This window comes from Lysinibacillus sphaericus (assembly GCF_005217585.1).
GTDB lineage: Bacteria > Bacillota > Bacilli > Bacillales_A > Planococcaceae > Lysinibacillus > Lysinibacillus sphaericus.
Window position 1 is genome coordinate 561,247 of sequence record NZ_SZPT01000001.1, and the last position, 22,769, is coordinate 584,015.

At 36.9% G+C, this 22,769-nt stretch carries 23 protein-coding genes; 10 read left to right on the forward strand and 13 right to left on the reverse strand.

Annotation, left to right across the window (positions count from 1 at the left end):
• The first annotated feature begins 166 nt into the window (after positions 1–166).
• Complete coding sequence (locus tag FC748_RS02735) at positions 167–703, forward strand: hydrolase (protein WP_108029777.1); 537 nt, start codon at positions 167–169, stop codon at positions 701–703.
• A 402-nt stretch (positions 704–1,105) separates the two neighbouring features.
• Here FC748_RS02735 and FC748_RS02740 read toward each other — a convergent pair whose 3' ends face one another.
• Both FC748_RS02740 and FC748_RS02745 read right to left on the reverse strand, forming a co-directional pair.
• On the reverse strand, positions 1,106–1,615 hold the full coding sequence (locus tag FC748_RS02740; protein ID WP_024362967.1) for a PCYCGC motif-containing (lipo)protein: 510 nt from the start codon (positions 1,613–1,615) through the stop codon (positions 1,106–1,108).
• Positions 1,616–1,694: 79 nt separating this feature from the next.
• Positions 1,695–4,007 carry a YhgE/Pip domain-containing protein gene (locus tag FC748_RS02745; protein WP_108029776.1) on the reverse strand — a complete coding sequence of 771 codons (2,313 nt, stop codon included), beginning with the start codon at positions 4,005–4,007 and terminating at the stop codon, positions 1,695–1,697.
• A 193-nt stretch (positions 4,008–4,200) separates the two neighbouring features.
• Between FC748_RS02745 and FC748_RS02750 the strand changes: the two genes are divergently transcribed.
• The 6 genes from FC748_RS02750 to FC748_RS02775 all read left to right on the forward strand — a co-directional run bounded on the left by FC748_RS02750 (position 4,201) and on the right by FC748_RS02775 (position 10,891).
• Positions 4,201–4,680, forward strand: a complete 480-nt coding sequence (locus FC748_RS02750) for a thioredoxin family protein (protein ID WP_024362965.1) — start codon at positions 4,201–4,203, stop codon at positions 4,678–4,680.
• A gap of 142 nt (positions 4,681–4,822) precedes the next feature.
• Positions 4,823–5,524 (forward strand): tetratricopeptide repeat protein, encoded by a 702-nt coding sequence (locus tag FC748_RS02755; protein ID WP_108029775.1) that lies wholly within the window; start codon positions 4,823–4,825, stop codon positions 5,522–5,524.
• Between the two features lie 215 nt (positions 5,525–5,739).
• On the forward strand, positions 5,740–7,920 hold the full coding sequence (locus FC748_RS02760) for a bifunctional diguanylate cyclase/phosphodiesterase (protein WP_052599506.1): 2,181 nt from the start codon (positions 5,740–5,742) through the stop codon (positions 7,918–7,920).
• 301 nt (positions 7,921–8,221) lie between these two features.
• Positions 8,222–9,421 (forward strand): NAD(P)-dependent malic enzyme, encoded by a 1,200-nt coding sequence (locus FC748_RS02765; RefSeq protein WP_024362962.1) that lies wholly within the window; start codon positions 8,222–8,224, stop codon positions 9,419–9,421.
• A gap of 81 nt (positions 9,422–9,502) precedes the next feature.
• The gene (locus FC748_RS02770) at positions 9,503–10,060 is read left to right on the forward strand and encodes a hypothetical protein (protein ID WP_108029774.1); all 558 of its coding nucleotides are present in this window, start codon (positions 9,503–9,505) and stop codon (positions 10,058–10,060) included.
• A gap of 171 nt (positions 10,061–10,231) precedes the next feature.
• Positions 10,232–10,891 (forward strand): alpha/beta hydrolase, encoded by a 660-nt coding sequence (locus FC748_RS02775; RefSeq protein ID WP_024362960.1) that lies wholly within the window; start codon positions 10,232–10,234, stop codon positions 10,889–10,891.
• A 63-nt stretch (positions 10,892–10,954) separates the two neighbouring features.
• Here the strand turns inward: FC748_RS02775 and proC are convergent, their stop codons facing one another.
• Positions 10,955–11,755 carry a pyrroline-5-carboxylate reductase gene (gene proC / locus FC748_RS02780; RefSeq protein WP_024362959.1) on the reverse strand — a complete coding sequence of 267 codons (801 nt, stop codon included), beginning with the start codon at positions 11,753–11,755 and terminating at the stop codon, positions 10,955–10,957.
• A 305-nt stretch (positions 11,756–12,060) separates the two neighbouring features.
• Between proC and cyoE the strand changes: the two genes are divergently transcribed.
• Positions 12,061–13,011 (forward strand): heme o synthase, encoded by a 951-nt coding sequence (cyoE, locus tag FC748_RS02785; protein ID WP_024362958.1) that lies wholly within the window; start codon positions 12,061–12,063, stop codon positions 13,009–13,011.
• A gap of 40 nt (positions 13,012–13,051) precedes the next feature.
• Here cyoE and FC748_RS02790 read toward each other — a convergent pair whose 3' ends face one another.
• The 6 genes from FC748_RS02790 to FC748_RS02815 form a co-directional block, all read right to left on the reverse strand.
• A complete protein-coding gene (locus tag FC748_RS02790; RefSeq protein WP_108029773.1) occupies positions 13,052–13,786 on the reverse strand; it encodes a metallophosphoesterase in 735 nt (244 codons plus the stop codon).
• A gap of 323 nt (positions 13,787–14,109) precedes the next feature.
• Positions 14,110–14,559 (reverse strand): helix-turn-helix transcriptional regulator, encoded by a 450-nt coding sequence (locus FC748_RS02795; RefSeq protein WP_108029772.1) that lies wholly within the window; start codon positions 14,557–14,559, stop codon positions 14,110–14,112.
• A gap of 183 nt (positions 14,560–14,742) precedes the next feature.
• Positions 14,743–15,147, reverse strand: a complete 405-nt coding sequence (locus FC748_RS02800; RefSeq protein ID WP_024361300.1) for a hypothetical protein — start codon at positions 15,145–15,147, stop codon at positions 14,743–14,745.
• 146 nt (positions 15,148–15,293) lie between these two features.
• A complete protein-coding gene (locus FC748_RS02805; protein ID WP_024361299.1) occupies positions 15,294–16,622 on the reverse strand; it encodes a hemolysin family protein in 1,329 nt (442 codons plus the stop codon).
• 31 nt (positions 16,623–16,653) lie between these two features.
• Positions 16,654–17,076, reverse strand: coding sequence for a MerR family transcriptional regulator (locus FC748_RS02810; protein ID WP_227665360.1), 423 nt, complete (start codon positions 17,074–17,076; stop codon positions 16,654–16,656).
• Between the two features lie 184 nt (positions 17,077–17,260).
• Positions 17,261–17,746: a hypothetical protein gene (locus FC748_RS02815; RefSeq protein WP_238600150.1), complete on the reverse strand. Its 486-nt coding sequence runs from the start codon at positions 17,744–17,746 to the stop codon at positions 17,261–17,263.
• Between the two features lie 197 nt (positions 17,747–17,943).
• Here FC748_RS02815 and FC748_RS22365 point away from each other — a divergent pair, with 197 nt between their 5' ends.
• Positions 17,944–18,072, forward strand: a complete 129-nt coding sequence (locus FC748_RS22365; protein ID WP_255313805.1) for a hypothetical protein — start codon at positions 17,944–17,946, stop codon at positions 18,070–18,072.
• 154 nt (positions 18,073–18,226) lie between these two features.
• On the opposite strand, the gene FC748_RS02820 is transcribed toward FC748_RS22365, so the two are convergent.
• The 4 genes from FC748_RS02820 to FC748_RS02835 all read right to left on the reverse strand — a co-directional run bounded on the left by FC748_RS02820 (position 18,227) and on the right by FC748_RS02835 (position 20,932).
• On the reverse strand, positions 18,227–18,799 hold the full coding sequence (locus FC748_RS02820) for a 5' nucleotidase, NT5C type (RefSeq protein ID WP_024361296.1): 573 nt from the start codon (positions 18,797–18,799) through the stop codon (positions 18,227–18,229).
• A 13-nt stretch (positions 18,800–18,812) separates the two neighbouring features.
• Positions 18,813–19,928 (reverse strand): flavodoxin-dependent (E)-4-hydroxy-3-methylbut-2-enyl-diphosphate synthase, encoded by a 1,116-nt coding sequence (gene ispG, locus FC748_RS02825; protein WP_024361295.1) that lies wholly within the window; start codon positions 19,926–19,928, stop codon positions 18,813–18,815.
• A gap of 96 nt (positions 19,929–20,024) precedes the next feature.
• Entirely contained in the window at positions 20,025–20,369 is a 345-nt protein-coding gene (locus FC748_RS02830) for a protein YqfZ (protein WP_024361294.1), read from the reverse strand.
• A gap of 53 nt (positions 20,370–20,422) precedes the next feature.
• Positions 20,423–20,932, reverse strand: coding sequence for a DUF1189 family protein (locus tag FC748_RS02835; protein WP_024361293.1), 510 nt, complete (start codon positions 20,930–20,932; stop codon positions 20,423–20,425).
• 195 nt (positions 20,933–21,127) lie between these two features.
• Between FC748_RS02835 and FC748_RS02840 the strand changes: the two genes are divergently transcribed.
• Complete coding sequence (locus FC748_RS02840; RefSeq protein ID WP_024361292.1) at positions 21,128–22,759, forward strand: Na/Pi cotransporter family protein; 1,632 nt, start codon at positions 21,128–21,130, stop codon at positions 22,757–22,759.
• The last annotated feature ends 10 nt before the right edge of the window (positions 22,760–22,769 follow it).

Genomic DNA, 22,769 nt, shown 5'->3' on the forward strand with positions numbered 1-22,769 from the left:
AATTCTCAATTTTTTATTTATGTACGATGAAAACGAGCATTTTAGTGTCAGGCACGCACACAATTGGCACACAATTTGTTTTATGTATTGCATATTGATGAAAAACTACATAGATAAAAAATTTTCGGTATACTGAAAGGTAAGAAATAGTGAAAGGGGTGTATGTATGTTTACAATAGAACAAGCAAGTCTGATTGTTGTGGATGTCCAAGGCAAATTGGCAACGATTGTAGAGGATAGTGAAACAGTCATTCAAAATGTAGCAAAACTAGTACAAGCGATGGAGGCTTTGGATGTACCTGTGTTATGGCTTGAACAAAATCCAAGTCGTTTAGGTGGAACTGCCTTAGAAATAGCGCAGCATCTTCAGGGGGCCCCGATTGCCAAAATGGCTTTTAGTGCTTGTCAGGAGCAAGCCTTTATCGATGCAGTTAAAGCAAGTGGTCGTACCCAATTTATCGTGACAGGTATTGAAGCGCATATTTGCGTTTATCAAACAGCAAGACAACTGAAAGAACAAGGCTTTGAGGTGGAAGTAGTTGTGGATGCGGTGTCCTCTCGTACAAAAGCCAATAAGGAAATAGGGCTAGATAAAATGAAAGCACTAGGTATATTGCCAACGAGCACAGAAATGATTTTATATGAGCTTTTACAAGGTGCGAATCATCCATATTTTAAAACAGTGTTACGACTCGTTAAATAACGATTTACTTGCCAGCAACCTTTAAAAGTAAATGCATAGCAGACAAAGGCGATAGCAAAAAAAGTGACGGGGACATAAGAGAAAAAGTGTTAAATTGAACCTAATCAATCTAACACTTTTTTGCTATGCCGTTGTTGTCCGCTACGACGGTGCTTTCCGCTCAGCACAGTAAGCCGCAATCCTCGCTAAGCGCGGTCTGCCCGCGGCTAACATTATGTGCTGTTCTGAGCTGGAGTCACCGCCTTCGCTACCAACAACTAGTGAACACTTCTAATTTTTTTATTGCAAAAGCAAGAATAGCTAAGGTCTCCATATAGCAAAAATTTACGGACAGCTTTCCTCTGTTCCTTAAATTTTTTTAGTTTTGTCCCAGCCACCTTTTCTCTTTTGTGTCAGCACTTTTTATGCAGGCATTTCCGTTGGAGTTGGTTTTGCATAACCATTTTTGTATGTTTCATCAATTGTTTGGCGGATTTCTTTTAGAGTCATGCCATCTTTATGCATTTTTGCGGATTGTAGTGCGATTTCCAAACAAACAGCGCAACGTGTGCCATGATCATCCCATACAATTGTTCCGTCTTGCTTTTTTTCTTGAATAAAGCAGTTTAAATTACTTTTATGTCCAACAGATTCTCCACAGCCACAGTAGCATGGCATCCATTCTAAAATTTCGGTTGATTGTCCAGCTATTTGGTAGACTAAGCGAATATTTTCAGATTGGCTATCTAAAAATGTTGGCAGGACATCAGCACTTGCTGTCTCTTCCTGAATATCTCCTGTTACATGAGCATGTCCATCATGTGAAGCTTCATTTTGAGTATCTTTTGGCTGTTCTTCCGTCGCTTGTTTGTCAGTTCCGCAAGCACTTAAAACGAGCAATAACAACGTAAAAATGGATATTAATTTTTTCAAAAAAACGCCTCCTACATGTTTACAATATTTCCATTATAACATTGGTCACGTCAATATTTATAGCTAGCGTAGTCACAAATCAGTGAAAAATATCTAATCCGCGTGTTTTGTTCATTAAAAGTTCCATTTTTTCGCCTAGCAATTTTTTTAAGAACAAGCCAAACAACAGAAAAACTAACCAGAAGCTTAGTAAGAATGTAAGATCTAGCCATATTTTGGACCAAATGATGCCACCAACTGCTTCACGCATCATGCCGATTGCATAAGTAAACGGTAAAAATGGATTAATTACTTGGAAAAACGTTGGTAACAATTCAACGGGGTAAGTACCGCCAGAACCAGCAATTTGTAAAACCAACATCACAATGGCTAGTGCTTTACCTACATTTCCAAATACAGATACTAGCGTGTAGACCACTGTAATAAAAACAAAGCTAATGATTAAACCAAAAAGAATAAAGGAAAGAGGCGCACGAATGGAGATGTCTAACAGTAAAATATCACCAATTGTAATAATCAATGTTTGTATAATGGAGATAGTTGCAAAAGTCATTAATCGCCCAAAATATATTTCACGAATGCTATATTGTGGGTTGTCGTGAATATTCACTGCAAGCAGAGAAATCAGCAACAAACAACCGACCCAAATAGATAAAACGGTATAAAATGGTGTCATGGCTGTTCCGTAATTTGCAATTGGAAATATTCTATGTTCTGCTAGTTTGACGGGTTCTTCAAAAAAATCTCGCTCTGCTTCGACATCATTTTTTAATAATTGAACGATTTCAGAGATATCGGTTTCGTTTTCTAATGTCCGTAGCTTATTAGCAAGGTCGATAATCTTTTTACTTAGTGTAGGGAAGTCAGATTGAATGGTAGCTATAGCCTTATTGGCCGTTACTAACGTATTTTTGGCATTGCTTAATCGTTGTTTTGCCTGTGGAATGGAGCTTTGCACTTTCGTTAGCATAGTTGATGCATTTGTTAATGTATCCTTTGCAGCATTCAAGGTTGTATGAATTTGTGGTTCCAGTTTATCTGAATAGTAACTAAGAAACTGATTTAAATGATTTGCAGCATCTTGAGCCGTTTGTTGGACTGCGGCAATATCTTTTTTTATTGTTTGCTCGTCTATATTATTGAATTGTTGTACTTTATTTGAGACATCCGTTACTACAGAATTTAGTTGACGTAATGTAGAGAGCACACTAATCATAGAGTCGCTAACAATAGGATTTGCTTGTAACTTTCCTTGTATGGACTCCAATTGCTGAATAATACCTTTATTATCTAATAGAGCGATAACATCATTCGATCGCTCCTGTTGAAGCGATGAAATCACCGTTTGGAGAGAGTTTTCCAGTTGTTTACGAGAGGAGGCATCTGCCTGTGTTAACTTCTGTAAAGCTTCCAACGTTTGGATACTATTATTTACTTTATCTTGTGAAGATGTTAACTGCTTTTGCAGTTCGTCTTTAGATTTTGCTAAGGTAGCTGTATCTGTCTGGATAGTTTGCAATTGCTCTAAAAGCTGTGAGAATCGTTGAGCGATTGTTTGTACGCTTTCTAAATCTGCTTTTACAATGGGGGAAAGCTGAGTGAACAGCGTATCTGCCTCGTTTATCAGCTGTAAACCATTTTGGATAGTTGTTAGACCGCTAGTTGTCATTTTTTCTATCTCGGGTATTTCACTGATAGTGGTGTCCAATAATTTTTCAGCATCTTTTCCACCTTTTGCAGTTTGAGCTAAAAATGATTCAATATCAGGAAGATGTTGTTCAATTGTGAAAATATAATGTTCAAATTTTTTGAAGTCTGGAATCTCGTGTTCGATTTCAATGCCAATGGTATTGAACATAGAAAAAAGTGTGCCATTGACTGTTGAGATAAATTCACTCGAAACTTGTTGGGTAATAACACCGGCGCCTTTACCTGTAATTTTGGGAGCAATAGGATTAATTTTTTCATTTACATAATAATCAATATGTGCTTTTGTAGGTTGATCGGTCAAAATGGATGTAAGCTTTTCTGAAAAATCGTTAGGAACGATAAGTACTGCAAAATAATCACCAATGTTTAATGAATCGAGCGCTTCTTTCCTTGGGAGAAAGTACCATGAAAAGCTATTGTTTGCTTGTAAATTGCTCATTAATTCCTTTCCAATGTTTAAATTTTCACCTTTAATTGTAGTGCCATCATCTTCATTGACAACAGCAATTTTCATATTTGCCGTGTGCGCGTATGGATCCATCGAAGCATAGATATTCAACCATGCATACAAAGAAGGTAAAAAAATGAGCCCACCAACAATGACAGCAACTACCCAGTTTGATACTATATTTAAGATATCACTTTTATAAATTCGAAAAACATGTTGGAAAGTAGGTTTCATAGTAAATTTCACTCCAAATTCATTTTGCGCATTATAGTAAGTAGGTTTCCATAAATACATTAAATTATGTTTGAATTGTGCGAAAACTTACTATGAAAGACGAATTAGTTTACTAGCTTCTAAAAACACTTTATAATCAATTCCAAATACACTAAAAGTAGGACATTTTTTATGTGAAATCGGAGGAGTTTAATTGAAAAAGCTACTAATTATTGGTTCGGTTATTGTTGTATTATTTGCAGCGATTATTGTACTTACAAATGTATCAAACAAAAACAAACTGGCGAGTGCGAATAATCCATACGGAGACAAAAATCTAAAACAAGAAACAATTGACCAATTAGATGATGAAAATTACCAAAATATTATGTTGCCTGATGAGCTAGAAAAGAAGATTAAAGCTGGGGAAGATGTCAATGCGTATTTCTTTAGTCCAGTTTGTGTACACTGTCAAGCATTCACACCCGTATTAATGCCGGTTGCAGATGATTTAGGCGTAAATATTGCACAATTAAACGTATATGAATATGGAGATTTATGGGATAAGTATAATCTCGAAGCAACGCCAACTTTTATTCGTTTTGAAGATGGCAAAGAAACTGCACGTTTTGTAGGGGCATTAGCTGAAGAAGATTTACGAGCTTTCTTAGATAAAGAAGTATTAAAAAAATAACGCACAGAAGAGACTGAACCAATGGGACAGTCTCTTTTTTATTCAAATAGATAGCAAACGAAATGGAGAGTGCTTTATAGAGTGAAGTATGTATAATATATACTATATAGAATGAGGTGTATGAAAACTGGAGGAAGAATGGATGACAATGGAAGAATACTTTTATAATGGAGAGCTGATGAAATGTTATAAGGCTGCTATGCAAATTGCAGATGGGCCTGATAAGGAGTTAGCTACTAAATATATTACTTTGTTGGATGAGTACGATGTTGCTACATTGCCGAAGCCAACACTTTTCTTGGAAACTCAGCATAGTGAACGAGCGAATGAAAGTTATCCTGAATCAGATGATGTTTTAGCAATACGTGCTATAAAAGATGAAGCGGCATTTGCGAAGCGAGTAAAAGCGCTAGAGGACATGGCTAAATCAGGTTCAGCTAATGAAAAGGCACAATCATTTTTTACACAGGGCGAGCTGTTTTTATTTGCCCATCATTACAATGAGAGTGTCCATTGCTTCAAGCAGGCAGTAAAAGCAAATCCTAATAAGGCTTTGTATTGGGGCATAACAGGTCAGACGATGCATCGTTTTGGTTGGATGCCTTTTGATGCACTTGCTTATTTAGAGCAAGCCATTGACTTAGATCCGACAAATGCTCGCTGGAAGTGGAATAAAGCCCTTGTGTTAATTCAGCTTGCAAAAGATTTACAGATGGCACCGTTTATAGCGAATGCAGCGATTATATTAGAGGAAGCCATTGCTTCTTGTGGCGAGCATCAGCGATCTCTAAAAGATGCAATCCAAAATACCATTGATAATATGGATAGTTATGTATTTTCATAAAATGAACATGTTAAGACTGAAGATAAACTCGTTAATTACGAGGATATTTTCAGTCTTCTTCCTTTTTTCAACAGTTGAAACATTTTATCCATTTTTCTTTGATTGAATTTTAGGTATATCATGGTAATCTATTAGTAGAATCATCTCAAAATTATTTATACATAATGAATTATTATAAAGTAGCGGTTATCAGCCAAGTGAAAGTAGGGATCATCGTGTGGGAATTAAATAAACATTTTTCTTTATTTAGGAAAGGGATACTATTCATATTATTCTCTAGCGTATTATTGATGATCATTGGTTATTGGAGTGATGAATTTTACGGGATTTTTGGAAAGAGTAATTATGTTTCGATTCATTTGCTAATAGAAATTTTGATCATTGTTGTGACGATGACGATTGCCATCCAATCATGGTTAACAACACCTTATATTCTATCTAATAGAACTCTATACATAGGTGCATTATTTTTAACGTATAGCTTAATTGAAATTGCACATGCACTTTCTTATAAGGGGATGCCGCATTTTATTATGGAGAGCACCCCCTATGCTGCAACATGGTTTTATATTATTGGAAGGTTAGTGTTATCATGTGGTATCTTGCTCATATTTTTTATTAAGGAAAAAGCCATTCTTAATAAAACGTATCGATGGTTCATTTATAGTACGCCATTTGTTATTACTGTTGGATTATTCATACTTATATATGTACCGACTACCCCTATTCTGCCACCGCTTGTTATTGAAGGAGTCGGTCCAACACCGTTAAAAATTTCGTTGCAGTATGTCGCAATGGCATGCCATTTTCTCATCATGTACTTATTACTAAAAAAATTTAAGGTAGCACCCAATATTATATTCTTGTTGTTAGGTAGTGCAAGTTATTTAATCATTAGTGATTTACTTTTTACTACATATCGTGACGTTTACGATATTAAAAATTTTATTGGACATATTTTTCAATTGTGTTCTTTTTATTTTCTTTTTAAAGCCATTTACTTTTCATCAATTGAAAAACCGTTTCAGGATTTAATAGAAATGCAGAAACATTTAGAGAAATCTAGAGAGAAGATGCATTATATGGCTTATCATAACGAGGTGACAAGCCTACCAAATGAACGGTTTTTAATGGAGACATTACATAAGAACTTATATAAATCGAATGTTAAGAAGGCTATTTTAGCTATTGAGATTGAACGCATTTCAGCTATTAAAGCGTCACTAGGTAGTTCATATGCAGATAAATTAATTAGTCAAGTTGCACAGCGGCTAAAGGATATTATACCGGAGCAGTATTTACTAAGTATGCTTCGAGAAGATTATTTTATCGTATTTATTGATGATGCAAATCATACACAACGAATCATGGAGCTTTGTAAACAGTTGCAAATGGCCATGGCGAAATCCTTCCAAATACAACATATTTCTTTAAATGGGCATTTGAATATTGGCATATCTTTATTCCCGACGGATGCCTACAAAGAAGAAGAGCTTGTCAGGTATGCTGTGTATGCGATGCAGGAGGCGAGAAAAGTACCTTCACGCATCGTATTTTATGAAACTTCCATGTCTAGCGATATTACAGAGAAAATTATTTTAGAAAATGATTTACGTCATGCTTTGGATAATCATGAGTTGTTTGTGGAATATCAACCGCAAATAGATTTGCAGACAGGGCAAATTTTATCGGTTGAAGCACTAGTTCGTTGGCAGCATCCAAGTAAGGGCATGATTTCACCAGGTTTGTTTATTCCGATTGCCGAAGAGTCAGGTATCATCATTCCGATTGGACAATGGGTATTAGAAACGGCGTGTAGGCAAGTGAAGCAGTGGGAACAAGCCGGCTTACCACCTATCAAAGTAGCGGTAAATCTTTCTTTAGGCCAATTATTTCAGCAAGATTTAGTGGAGATGATTCAATCTGTACTTGAAGATACTGATTTAGACCCAAAATACTTACAATTAGAAATAACGGAAAGTATGACCATTAATATCGATCATATCACGATGATTTTACATCAATTAAAAACGCTCGGTGTGACAATTGCTGTTGATGATTTTGGTACTGGTTACTCATCGTTATCCTATTTAAAAGATTTTCCAATCGATTGCTTGAAAATTGATCGCTCTTTTGTCCAAAAAATTCAAAGCGACCCTACTGATAAAGCATTAGTTGATATGATATTATCGATGGCTAAACATTTACGTTTGAAAGTAGTGGCAGAAGGAATTGAGGAAGTAGCACAGCTCAATTATTTAATGGCAGGGCATTGTGAAACAGTACAAGGGTTTTTATTTAGTAAGCCATTGCATCCGACATACTTACAAGATAACTATCAGGCACTTCAAGATAATGCACAAACTATTTTAGAAGCGTTACACGCTCAATGCTGAAACTTTAAAACACCCTTGTTTCGAAAGGAAACAAGGGTGTTTTTGTATGAATCACTTATTTTTGGATAGTATTAAAATGAAAACGATTTCATCTATTTAAAATATTCTAAAAATATTAACAATTTAAAAAGTTTTGTATAGGATTGCACTTGACGACGTTGACTTTAGTTGGATGAAGTAATATAATTTTCAAAATATAACAAGATTAATTATTTAGAATAGTATTACAATAATAATTTTTTTGTTGAGAATAATGGAAAAAAACTAAATGACATGTAGATAGAAGATAGGAGTTTAGACAATGGATATTATGCAAAAGGCAAAAGAGATGCACAAAGAAGCACAAGGGAAAATGGAGATTGTAGCAAAGGTACCTGTGCAGGATACATATGATTTAAGTTTAGCTTATTCACCTGGCGTTGCGCAGCCTTGTATTGAAATCGAAAACAATCCGCAAGCAGTGTATGATTATACAATTAAAGGAAATCTAGTTGGCATTGTGACAGATGGGACAGCCGTTCTAGGGTTAGGTGACATCGGCCCAGAAGCGGCATTACCGGTGATGGAGGGAAAGGCGATTTTGCTAAAACGTTTTGCCAATGTGGATGCATTTCCTATTTGTCTCGCAACAAAAGATGTGGATGAAATCGTACGCACTGTTAAGGCGATTGCTCCAACATTTGGTGGTATTAATTTAGAGGATATTTCTGCTCCGCGTTGTTTTGAAATCGAAGATCGCCTTCGACAGGAGTGTAATATACCCGTGTTCCATGATGACCAGCATGGTACGGCGATTGTTGTTGGGGCTGGCTTAATGAATGCGATTAAAATTGTCAACAAGGAACCAAAAGATATGAAGGTAGTGATAAACGGTGCCGGGGCGGCTGGCATTGCAATATTGCGCTTATTACTTCAAATGGGTTATAGAAATGTTGTGATGTGTGATACAAAGGGGATTATTTATGACGGGCGTAAGGAAGGGATGAATAGCATCAAAGACCAGATTGCAAAAATTTCAAACCCATTCAAATTAGTTGGGACATTAGAAGACGCGATTGCTGGTAGTGATGTTTTTGTCGGTGTATCTGTTGCCAATTTATTAACGAAAGAGCATATCGAATCAATGAACGAAAATCCTATAGTATTTGCGCTAGCTAATCCTAATCCAGAAATCACGTATGATAATGCTCGTGCATGGGGTGTACGTGTTATGGGTACTGGCCGTTCAGATTATCCGAATCAAGTAAATAATATGCTTGCTTTCCCTGGTATTTTTAGGGGGGCATTAGATGTCCGCGCTACAGATATAAATGAGGCGATGAAACTGGCAGCGGTAGAAGCCATTGCTTCGTTAGTATCAGCAGAAGACTTATCAGAAGAATTTATTATTCCAAAGTCGATGGATGAGCGTGTAGCGAGCGTTGTCGCGAAAGCTGTTGGCAGTGCTGCAATTGACTCCGGCGTATCGGTGTTATTCCAGCAACCACATCAACATGTCTAAACGTTGTCCGTTTCTTTCTATTTAACAATCATGGTATGATAGAGGTGTAATGATTTGTTGAGATAAGGACGGGTTTCGATCATGGCACAGGAAGTAGCAAATAAATTTATTGAAAATGTATGTTACCATTTAGTACGTAATATGGATATTGAAAAGGTTGAGCAACACTTTAATCAGACGATTGATATGCAACGTCAATCGGCTAGTTCGAAAACAGATTTTTGGGATAGGCTGATGGTGAATATGTTGTATTTTACTGACAATGAGCAAGTTTGGGAAAATCAGCTTATCAATATGCTAAAACAGAAACAATGGGTAAAACCAGCAGTACTTGAAGAAGAATTGCTTATGCATCAAATGCGAATTCGTCAGCAAGTAGCTGAACGAATGGAGATGGCAAAAGAATTGTTCCATCAACAGTATGACGCTGAAGGTCTTACAGAGGAAGCGATTATTTATGACTATGCCTATAGCGCTGCTGGACATTCGATGCGAATGGATTTACTCTCGGTTCTTGTATCAACGCCTGCACAATCCAACGTGCTATTTGACGCTGATCCGCAAGAAACACTTCGCATCATTAACGGATATATAGCCTATCATACAGACGGGCTTATTTCGAAAACAAATTTAACATAAAATTTGTAGGCATCGAATTAGAGCGTTTTCTCTAATTCGATGCCTTTGTAGTGTCAGGCACACAAACAATTTTCAAACAATTAGGGGAAGATTCCAAAATCAACATCTGTGCAGTATAATTGGGCAATATGTTAAAATAGTTTTGATTTTACTTGAAAGGAATTAATAGCAATGAATACACCATTCACTTTTAAACATACACAACCAGCAAATATGGACCCTACTAAAAAATATCCAGCGATTTTTTTATTGCATGGAATGGGTAGCAATGAAGATGATTTACCGCAATTGGTACAAGATTTTCAAGACCAGTGTCATATCATTAGTTTGAGAGGTCCTATTGCACAAAAGCCGGGTTTTGCCTTTTTCACGATACAGGAAGTGGGAAAGCCAGACCGTGCTATTTTTGATAAAGTGTTAATTGCACTGCAACGATTTATTTTAGAAGCGATTGAAGAGTTTCAAATTGATCCGCATAAAGTATTTGTCCTTGGCTTTAGCCAAGGGGCTGTTCTTGCACAGTCACTAGCTTTTGTTATGGGCAATTTAATTACAGGCATTGTAGCATTAAGCGGATATACGCCAAAATTTGTTACGGAGGAATATGCGATTCGCACGGTCAATCATTTACATGCTTTTATTTCTCATGGTGATTATGATTATGTGATTCCTTCACAATGGGGTATGGAAAGTAAAGAACTGTTTGAGCAATTTGGCGCCACAGTTACTTTCAAGCAATATCCAGATGGACATGGTGTTACACCAGAAAATTGGCGAGATTTAGGCATGTTTTTAGCACAACAACTACAAGAACAAGATCATATGCAGTAACCCTAAGTAATAGATAAAAGGCATCGGGAATTCAATTTCTCGATGCCTTTTGTTCGTAAATATTTATTTAGAGAGACTGCGGTCTTTATCTGTTACAGCTGCAACAGCATCATGGATTGTCGTTTCGAAATGATTGCTTTGAAGGGAAGATACGCCTTGAATGGTTGTTCCACCTGGAGAGCAGACTTGATCGACCAGCGCCCATGGATGCTCTTTTGATTGTAAAATCATTTTCGCACTGCCGAGTACTGCATTTGCAGCAATGTCGAGTGCCATGTTTTTCGGCATGCCTTCACGCACAGCAGCGCGAGCTAAGGCATCGATATACATATAGGTGAATGCTGGTGAAGCCCCACCAATTGTTGTAAAGATGGAGAATAAGTGTTCAGGTACTTCAATTATCGTGCCGATTGTTTCAAATAACATGGTGATAAGACGAAGTTGTGTCTCTGTTACTTGCTCATTTGCTGTATAGCAACTTGTTGATGCGCCAATTAGGGCATTGATATTTGGCATTACGCGAATAATAGGCGTGGACTCTGAAAGATAACCATGGAAGTAATTGAGGTTTTTTCCCGCAGCAATGGATACAATCATATGCTTTTCTTGGAGATGTTTTTTGACCTCAGGTAAAACATCAGGTAGCATTTGAGGTTTCACACCTAAAATAATGACATCACATTTTGCCATGAGTTCCTCGATGGAAGTTGTTGCTTGTATACCATAAGAGGTTGCGAGTTTTGTTGTTTTTGATTTTGTACGATTATAGCCATATATATAAGAGGAATCAAAATCTCCGCTATTGCACATTCCTTTAATAATGGCTGTGGTCATATTACCTAGACCAATAAATCCGTATTTCACGTGTTAGACACTCCTTCGTTTAGATAGAACATACCCATTAGTATAGTGCAGATTGTTTTTCTTGAATAGCATTATGCAGGAAAGAAGGCAATTAGGTTCAAATTCATGCAAGTCGGTGGTATCATAGAAGGAGTTGTGAATTGACATTATACCTTCTATTGATAAAATCATGTACTTTATGTGAACTTTGAGACATAGCTATCCTAAAAGGGGTAAAATAATAATTTGATATGTTTAATGCAAAAAATGTCTCATTCTATCGAAGGACGTAAGTAGAAATTATAAGAGAAAAGGAATTAAGAGGAATGGAACAAAATCTAAAAACGGACCAAAATCCACAAACTGTAGAAAAAACAATAGAGAAACATTCGCGCTCTAATGTTTTAGCTCAAACAGTTAAAACAGGTATCATAAAATCCAATTTAATTCCTATGTGGGCTGGCTTGTCGCTAGGGATGTATAAAAATAAAATGACATTATTGGACAATATACCAGAAATCATTTTCGCAACAATTGGTTCGGCACTTGTTATAGGTGCGGCAGGAGCTTTTAATAATGTGTATGACCGTGATATAGATGCCATTATGCCGCGTACGAAAAATCGTCCGACTGTAACAGGGGAGATGTCAGCAAAATCCACGATGAGTTTAGCGATTATTATGCTTGTTGTTGGAGTAGCTGTACTAGCATTAGCCTCACCACTAGCTGCATTATTTGGATTTTTAGGTGTATTTTTATATGTTGTGCCGTATACAATGTGGACAAAGCGTCGCACTATTTATAATACCGAAATTGGTAGTATATCAGGCGCAGTACCACCTTTAATTGGTTGGGCAGCTGTATCTACTGATATTACACATCCTGCTTTAATGGGGCTCTTTTGTGTGATGGTAATCTGGCAAATGCCACATTTTTATGCGATTGCGATTCGTAAACATGCGGATTATGAAGCAGCTAACGTTCCGATGCTTCCTGTAATAAAAGGGATGCGCCGCACATATTACCAAACAAATTTTTATTTAATACTGTTAATATTATCAAGCTTTTTATTTGGTTCATTAAGTATTGGTATTATGCTTGTCGCACTTATATTAAGTGTGGCATGGCTTGTAATGAGTATTTACGGTTATCATAGTAACACGGATCAAGTGAAGTGGGCGACGAAAATGTTCGTTTTCTCGCTTTTCCATATGACAATTCTCTTCTCAACAGTTATTATTTATTCCCTAGCTGGGGTCATTTTTAAATTATATTAAATAGCATATTTCGATGAATCATAATTGAAAAGCCAACAAGTTATTCTAAGCTTGTTGGCTTTTCTTTTGCAACAGATGTAATTTGTCGATTTGGCCATTCGAGTGCATGAAGCTGCCCTCCAAAAACAGCACCTCCATCAATACCAATAATATTATTATCGCCGAAATAAACACTGTAGTTTGTTGGGTCTTGATGCAATTTATAGGTTGGTGTATGCCCGAAAATTATAGTTTTCTCACCACTGTAGCCTGTATGAAACTCTTCTCGAATCCATAAAAGTTGTAAAGGATCTGTGTCCGCTAAGGCTTTACCAGGTACAACGCCACCATGAACAAAAATGGCATCCTCCAACTCTATATACGTTTCAAACGTCTCGATAAACTGTAAATGTTCTTCAAGCTTTGGCAATGTTTGAATAAAGCTAGGTAATGTGTTTTGGGCAATGGCATCTTCAAAATCTTCAGGCTGATAGCCGTAGCTTGCAAGTGTTGCATCTCCGCCACAAAGTGAAATCCAATGATGCCATGCTTTTGGAATACCAGAACGACAAGCTTTGAGCATAATAGCCTCGTGATTTCCTAATAGTACACGTGCACCTGTTGCTTGTAGTTCCTCAATTATATTTAAAACGCCACAAGATGCAGGACCCCGATCAATATAATCCCCTAATAAAAGTAACTTATCTTGTGTGGCGTCGAACTTCAATTTTAATAATAATTTTTCCAGAAGTTCTAATTCACCGTGTATATCACTAATTGCTAGTATACGTGTCATAAAAAAGCATCCTTTCCAGTATAACAGGCGTTACTAATTATTATATAGAAGAATCTTACAAAATTCGACTTTTCTCGTTTGTTGATGATTTCCTCGGTATGGAAGAAATATTTTAAAGAGAAGTGTTGTACGACATAGTAATTGTTAGCGTTTGTCGTGTGATTCTATCTTATGTCACAATGTTTAAGAACTATTATTCGTTTGTCCATAGATTTCGAATAGTGGGGGAAGGATGTACTAGTGGAAGATGCGATGTAATTCAGAAGATTAGGTGATTTGAATATAAACCTTTTTTCCAAGGCTTATATTCAAATCGGTTAATATTATTCTTTGAGTTTGTGCCATTCTTGCATGGCAAGTGTTTCGTCAAAGGTTGACAGTAGACGATAGTTGTCTGTATCTAAAATGCGATAATGTTGACTAATGACGTTTTGTTGTAAACGATAGCCTTGCCATTCATTTAGGTTTTTCCACCATATGTATCCGCCCATCGTTTTTTCCTTTGGCGGTAATGTGCCGTTATTGGCGATTAAGTCAACGACCTCAAGTGGATCACCACCTAGCTCATGCTGTAATATGGAACTTTCACGGCATAAAGCACATACTGCAACTGTAGTTGTCCATCCGGTTTTAATGCGACCTTTTTCAATTTGCACGAGTGTTTTTTTGGAAAGCCCAAGGAGATCGCTCATTTGGTCTTGCGTTAATGCTTTTTCTGTTCGAATTAATTTTAGTTTTTCTGAAACGAGTAAAATGAGTTGTTCACGATTCATTCAAACACCCTTTCTTTCAGGTTGTTACGCTCCATTATACATGAAAAAAGTAAAGGAAGGTGTGCAAGTGATGATTTTGAAATTAGAGGTAAAGGGGAGCTTGGGCTAAGCTAAAGAAATAGACTGCTCAAAGAAAAAAGCTTAGTCATTGAGCAGTCTGTTATTTGTAGAACAGGCCATTACTTAATATTCATATTTTTTTGTGTCCGAAATAACACGGAAATGGATTCCTTTAATTTGGGCACTTACTTTATGTCGAAGTGTATCAAGATAGACTAGCTCGTCTCCATCGTTTACACATTCAGCAATTTCCTGTAAAAGTTTAGTGAATGCCTCTTTGAATAATGAGCGCATATTATCAAAGTCAAGACTTCTAAAGCTACCGTCGATATCGAACGCCTCTACAGAATTTAACTGCTTGGAAGCACCAGCAAAGCGGTCATCGTATACTGTGTAGTTTTCATCTGTTACAACGATAATATATAATACTTCTCCTGTAATTGTTTTTAACTCAATATTTGTTTTGTGTTTTTTTACATCCGTAATAATATGGATACCGTCTGAATGATAAAGTTTAAAAAGTTTCATAACAATGCCCCCTGATAATAAAATCATATACAGATTTATTATATCGAAATATGGCTAATAATGGAATGAGACAAAAGTATTTAGATAACTTTGTATAGCCCTAAAGTTGTGAAAGTTATATCAACTGAGCCTTTCGTTTACGTTTATTAGCCTTCTGTAGGAACGGGTGCAGCTTTATGAAGAGGACGCACTTCGATAAAGTGAAGCTGATGACCCTGTTGTTCATAAATGCTAAATACATATTGCGCTAGCTCGATGTTTTTAATCGCTTTGAGCCCGTTGTTCACTGTTAAGAACCAACCACCAAGTGTTTCTACTTCTTCATTATCAAGGGATACTTGCAATAAATTTTCTACATCTTCTACAAGCATTTTTGCATTCAAAATATAATGATTGTCACCAATCTTCCGAATTTCTGCAACTTCATCATCGTCAAATTCATCACGAATCTCGCCAACGATTTCTTCTAAAATGTCTTCCACCGTCACAAGCCCAGAGGTACCACCATATTCATCCATTAAAATCGCCATATGAATGCGATCTTTCTGCATTCGAACTAGTAATTGTTGTATAGGTGTTGTTTCAATTACTCGAATAACAGGGTTAATAAAGTTTTCGAGCACTAAAGAATCATCAGTTATTTGTTCCAATAAGCCATGTGTAAACAACTCTTTTGCATTAATAAAGCCTAAAATATTATCACGGTCACCATCATACACAGGGTAGCGAGTATATTTCTCGGATGCGATAAAGTGAATAATATTAGTGAAGGTTTCATTAATTTCAATACCCGCAATCTCTGTTCGGGGAATCATAATTTCGCGAGCAATTCGTTCGTCAAATTCGAAAACATTATTCACGAACTTTAACTCGGTTTTATTGATTTCACCATTTTTAAAACTTTCAGATAACAATGAACGCAATTCTTCCTCTGTATGTGAAATCTCGTGTTCATTAGCCGGTTTCATACCGAAGAAACTTAGAAGCATACGCGCCGATCCGTTTAAAAACCAAATGAATGGATACATCAATTTATAGAAAGCGATAATCGGTTTAGCAAAAAGCAATGAGATTGTTTCCGTCTTTTGAATAGCTGCCGTTTTTGGCGCTAATTCGCCGACAACGACATGTAGAAAAGTAGCGATAGCGAAAGCCGAACCGATTGTGAAAATAGGGATAAATTTATCCGAAATGCCGATTGTTTCAAAGAGTGGATGTAACATAAATTCAAAGGTTTTTTCACCAACCATCCCTATACCAAGTGCTGTTATTGTTATACCAAGCTGACAGGCAGATAAGTATTCATCTAAATGGTTGACAACATGCTTCGCAGGTATTGCCTTTTTATTGCCCTCTGCAATTAACTGATCAAGTCTAGAGGAACGCATTTTAACAATCGCAAATTCCGTTGCTACGAAAAAGGCGGTTAAAGCTAATAAAATAGTGAAAATCGATAAATTTAATATGGTCTCCAAATAGTCGTTCTGCAAAACAGAACGTCACCTCCTAGGTATTAATGAGTAGTAATAATGATTGCATTAATGCAATGCTTTCAGGTGAAACATTTTTTTTAATCGTTTGGCTATATTTCGTGTCTTGATTGTTCATTTGTTCCAGTAAAGAAGTTACATCATGCTCTAAATCTTGCATTTTTAAACGTAGTATTTGAACATCGATTTCTTCATAAGTTGTTGTGACATTAAGTGCTTGTTGTATTTCTACGAGTGAAAGTCCTTCCTGCTTGCGTTTCTCGATGAAATGAAGTCGTTCAATCATGGCAGGATCATAATAGCGGTAGTTTGATGGGGACCGTTCTGCCTCCAACAGGCCTAAATTTGTATAGTAATCAATTGTTCTTTTAGTAATGCCAGTTTTTTGAGCAAGCTCTCCGATTTTTAATTTTTCTGTCCCAATGCAAATACCTCCCAACCATCACGTGATGCTTTGATTATAACGTGACAGTTTTATAGCATACAAATAATACGCTTTAAAATTTTTAAAAATATGATTTTTTTGTGAATACTGCTTGTTGCTAAGGGCTTGCTAAAGGAATCGTCAATCGTTACAAAAAAAGCTCTTCTAAACGATAATATCGTTAGAAAAGCTACAGACCTTATTTATTTAAATAGGTATCGTATAGATGATGTAATGCATCCTCGCCATTCATTTGTAGTATTTTTTCTTGATTTAAAACAAGTGTTACGGCTGTTTGCGCGCTATCAATTTGATCGTCATCTATTGTACACGTAACAGTCACTAAACCGGTTTCAGCAAGCTTCTTTTGCATAGGAGTATCCCATGCTTGGTCAGAGAATAATGGTGCTCGCCATGTACCTTGAACATGTAGTTCATTTAATTCGGCGTCATATTCCCAGCGTATGTCACGTAAAATAGTTTTAAATAGGTCATTAATAGTAAATGTTTGGTCTTTGTAGTTAATCGTTAGCGCTCTTATTGCATGGACATCACGACTAACAGAGCTCGCGGCAGCATCAGCTGCTGAGTTAATGCCCGATGCCGCATCTTTGATTTCAGATAGTCGATCGCCACAGCCGGTAAGTAAGGTAGACAGGCATGCTACAAAAGTGAGTTTTGTCATCCATTTCACAAGGAGTACCCCCAGTTTACTAGTTGTTACTACTATATTAACGAAAAGAAAATTGTGAAGAAAGGGTATGTAACAGGCAGATTGTGACGGTTTTGCAACGATACAACCTTTTCAAATGAATTGGAAATAGCAATGGTTATCTAGAGTGAAATTTTACGTAACTTAAATCAAGAAGGGGAGCGGTTCATATGAAAATTAATGATGAGATACTCGATCGATTAGGAACATATTTTGTTTATCATGCGGTCTATGATAATTATGGAATAACCTTCGAAAATTTTGTGGAGCGTTGGTTGCGTGGGATACTTGAAGTTTAGTGATGTCTATTCAAATCGCAAGGAAGTCCAACGGGTAGGACCACGACAAGTGCTGTTAGGTTCTCTGTTGTATACATTAACGTTGACGACAAAAAGTGTTAGATTGATCACAGTCAATCTAACACTTTTACTTTTTAATATTTTCTTGTCAGTATTACTTAAAGTAGTTCGTAATAAACTGATTTGCTTCTTGCCAATTATACACTCGCACAACATTGTCAGGTACAGCAAGACGATTATATGGTGTATCGAATAAAATAACAGGTATTTTTAATTCTTCAGCGAGCATCACAGCATTATCATGTTTATCTTCAAAGAAAGCGGCGACATTATGCTTTTTGGCAGTCGCTAATTTATCATGACTTCCGATAAGTTCTATGTGATCGTACGGAATAGCCTGTGATTTAAACCAGTTCATCGTAATATCAGAAACATTCTGACCACGTGCAGAAATATAATATAGCTCATAAGTATGTTGCCAAGCATTTAAAATAGCTTTGGCATCCTTTGCAGCTTCTGATACTTCATACATATAAGGCTCATTTTCCTTAAACCATGCGTTAAATGCAGTGCGATCTACTGGATAAGGAAAGGCCGATAAAAAATCATATTCACAAACATCATCCAGTGTAATATTGACCTTATACTGCTTATTAATATGCGGGATAAGTGTACTCGGACATGTCACTGTACCGTCAATATCAATACCAAAACGGGGCTTTGTCATGCAAGCACCTCCCTTAGGCGTTCGCTTTTGCAGCTTCTTCAGCCGCACGTTTTTCAGCCATTTCTGCAGCTAGCTTATCAATTTCTTTTTTCAATTCTTCTACCATTGTTTCTTCTGGAACTTTACGAACCGTTTTACCTTTCATGAATAGCAGACCTTCACCACGTGCACCTGCAATACCGATATCGGCTTCACGTGCTTCACCTGGACCATTTACGGCACAACCTAGAACAGCTACTTTTAATGGCACATTTAATGTTGAAATATATTCTTCCACTTCATTTGCAATGGAGATAAGGTCGATTTCAATACGGCCACATGTAGGGCATGAAATTAACGTTGCCATGTTAGACGCTAAACCAAATGATTTTAATAGCTCACGAGCAACTTTCACTTCCTCCACAGGGTCGGCAGATAAAGAGATACGTAGCGTATTACCAATACCTTTTGACAGGATTGCGCCAAGGCCAGCAGCAGATTTTACAGTCCCAGCAAACAATGTACCGGATTCTGTAATACCTAAATGTAGCGGATAATCAAAAGCTTGTGCAGCTTTTTCATATGCTTCAATCGCTAAATTGACATCCGATGCCTTCATTGACACGATAATATCGTGGAAATCTAAGTCTTCCAAAATTTTAATATGGTGTAGTGCTGATTCTACCATACCATCGGCAGTTGGATAGCCGTATTTTTCAAGAATGTGTCGCTCTAATGAACCGGCATTTACGCCAATACGAATAGGAATGCCTTTTGCTTTTGCAGCTGTTACAACGGCTTCAACTTTTTCTTTACGCCCAATATTACCTGGGTTAATACGAACTTTATCAATACCATTTTCAATTGCTTTTAAAGCTAATTTATAATCAAAGTGAATATCAGCTACTAATGGAATATGGATACGTTTTTTTATTTCGGCAATTGCATCAGCCGCACGCTCATCTGGCACTGCAACACGAACAATTTGACAGCCCGCCTCTTCTAGTCGCAGAATTTCTGCAACAGTTGCTTCGACATCATGTGTTTTTGTTGTACACATACTTTGAATGAATAATTCATTACTACCACCAATTGTTAAATTACCGACACGTACAGGACGTGTTTTTGAACGGTGACAAATTTCACTCATTAACTTTCTCTCCTTTTCGGGCCACTACTTTCAGCCGTCACTGACACTTATTTTAGCAGTGTAAGAAAATAAGGACAAGGAAGAAACGTTAACTTTTCATTTTCCGCATGCGTTTTCGAATTCAAAAGAGAGGGGAAGCTTAATATTTTCGCCTGGTACAAGTGCTTGTAATTGTAAATGTGGATTTAATTGATAAAAGAGCTCCAGTCGTTCCGGAAAGGTCATCGGCATTTTTGCTGGGTGTAGTGCAAATAAGCTATGGATGGTATCGCCTTGAATTGTTTGGACCGTAATGTAAGCTGGCTCGCGCTGGTCTTCGCAAAGTGTATTTTGCCCATCTTTTGGATAGAAGGCAGCGAGAGATAATGTACCTTCTGTTAAATCTACTTTTACGACAAATGCGATAAGCACAATAGCAACAGTTAACAAGAATGCTCGCAAAAAAACCCCTCCTTTTTCTACACTATATTGAGAAGAGAGGGGAATCATGCCTATTATTTTGAAATTGGTTGTTTTGGATATTTTGTAAAGGCGATAATTAATAGAGTAATGGTTAAAAGTAATGACAAGATTGAGAGTATTGTTCGGGCAGTTGGTACGAATTCTGCTAACATGCTTAAAATAGTCGCCCAAGTAATAGCGAATGTTGTAGTGCGCCAAATATGGCGGTATTCACCACGACGTTTCATAACTTTTAAAATAAATAAACCTGCTAGAGCATAGAGCGCAATTTGACCAAAAACTAACATCGTTGTTAGTACAAATAACATGATGAATGTGACTGGGTATAACAGCCATTTTATTTGATCTATGTATTCCGTTATCCCACTTATATCGAGGGTATTAACAGACATATCAGTAGAAAAACGTCCAAATGAAAATACAGTAACAATGGTAATTAATAGAAAGGTATATTGAATGACTTTGCCGATAGGTAGTAAACGATAAGCTGCTAGTTTTTTAGGGTGTATTAAGCTATCGATTAATAATTGTGAGTGTTTCATATTTATATCTCCTCCATCCGCTATTCTAACATGTTCGTGAATGACTAGATATGGATTGCATCACTTTCACTGAGAATGAGATGCTAAAATGTTAACATTGTGTAAAGAAGTTAAAGGTTTTCTTTACTTTTTGTACATTTTCATTTAATGATTAGGAATAGATTAGTAGAGACGTAGGAATTGGAGCGAATACCATTGACAATAGATTGGCAAAGCATATTATTTCAATTTTTAGGCGGATTAGGGGTCTTTTTATTTTCCATAAAATATATGGGAGAAGGGTTACAAAAATCGGCAGATGACAGACTCCGTGAATGGTTGAATCGATTTACAACGAATCCGTTTATGGGTGTGTTAGTTGGGATAATCGTAACGGTTTGTATTCAGTCAAGTTCGGCTACAACAGTAATTACTGTTGGTCTAGTGAGTGCAGGCTTCTTAACATTACGACAAGCAATAGGTGTCATTATGGGAGCTAATATTGGCACGACAATAACTGCATTTATTATCGGTATTAATATAGGTATTTATTTTTATCCACTCCTCGCGATTGGCGCAGCATTTTTATTTTTCTTTAAAAAGGCTATTTATCATCACATAGGTCAAATTTTATTTGGCTTTGGTGGTTTGTTTTTAGGATTGGAGCTAATGAGTGCTAGTATGCAGTCACTGCATGAATTAGCAGACTTCGCATCATTAACCATTCATTTGAGTAATCAACCGGTAATCGGCATATTTTTAGGGACTATTTTTACATTGCTCGTTCAAAGTTCGACAGCGACAGTTGGCGTATTGCAAGGCTTATATGCTGAACAATTAATCGGTTTAGATAGTGCGCTACCGATTTTATTTGGTGAAAATATCGGCACGACAATAACGGCTGTCCTCGCTTCATTAGGTGCTTCGATTTATGCAAAGCGAGCAGCGGCTGCCCATGTGTTATTTAATGTGATTGGGACGGTTATTTTTATGTTGCTGTTTACCCCCTTTATAAATTATGTGCAGTGGATTAGTCAGTTGTTTCATTTAGAAGCTCGAATGCAAATTGCTGTCGCACATGGTTCGTTTAATGTCTTTAATATGTTGATTCAACTACCGTTTATCGCAGGATTATCATTATTAGTAACAAAATTATTGCCTGGACATGACGGTGGTATTGATGTTGCAACGAAACATCTGGACCCATCCTTCATTGATTCTTCGCCAGCCATCGCATTAGGGCAAGCTAAAGAAGAAGTTTTGCGGATGGGTGAACATGCGCTGAGGGGCTTAGAAGAAACGTTTTACTACATGAAAACAGGGGAGTCATCACATATCCCTACCGTATTACAGTTGGAAGTGGCACTTAATCATTTAGATAAAGAAATAACGAATTATTTAGTGATGGTGTCCAAGCAGCCGCTTTCTCATGCTGATTCGGTACGACACCATACCCTATTAACGAATGTGCGTGATATTGAGCGTATTGGCGACCATTTTGAAAATATTTTGGAGCTATTGCAATATAAGGATCACCATGAAGTGAGTTTAAGTAAGTCAGCGCGGCAAGATTTAATCGGTATGTTTAGTCTTGCCATCGAGGCGGTAAGGAAAAGCTTAGAGGCGCTTGATACGGCGAGTCTTAGCTTAGCGCAAGAAGTAACAGAGTTAGAGAGTTTGATAGATGATATGGAGGATAAACTAAGACAAAAGCATATTGCACGTTTAAATACAAACGAATGTAGTGGCGCAGCTGGTATTGTTTATACGGATATTGTTAGCAACTTGGAGAGAATTGGGGATCACGCTGTGAATATTGCAGATTCTATTTTAGGAATTCGCCACTAGATTGAAACTT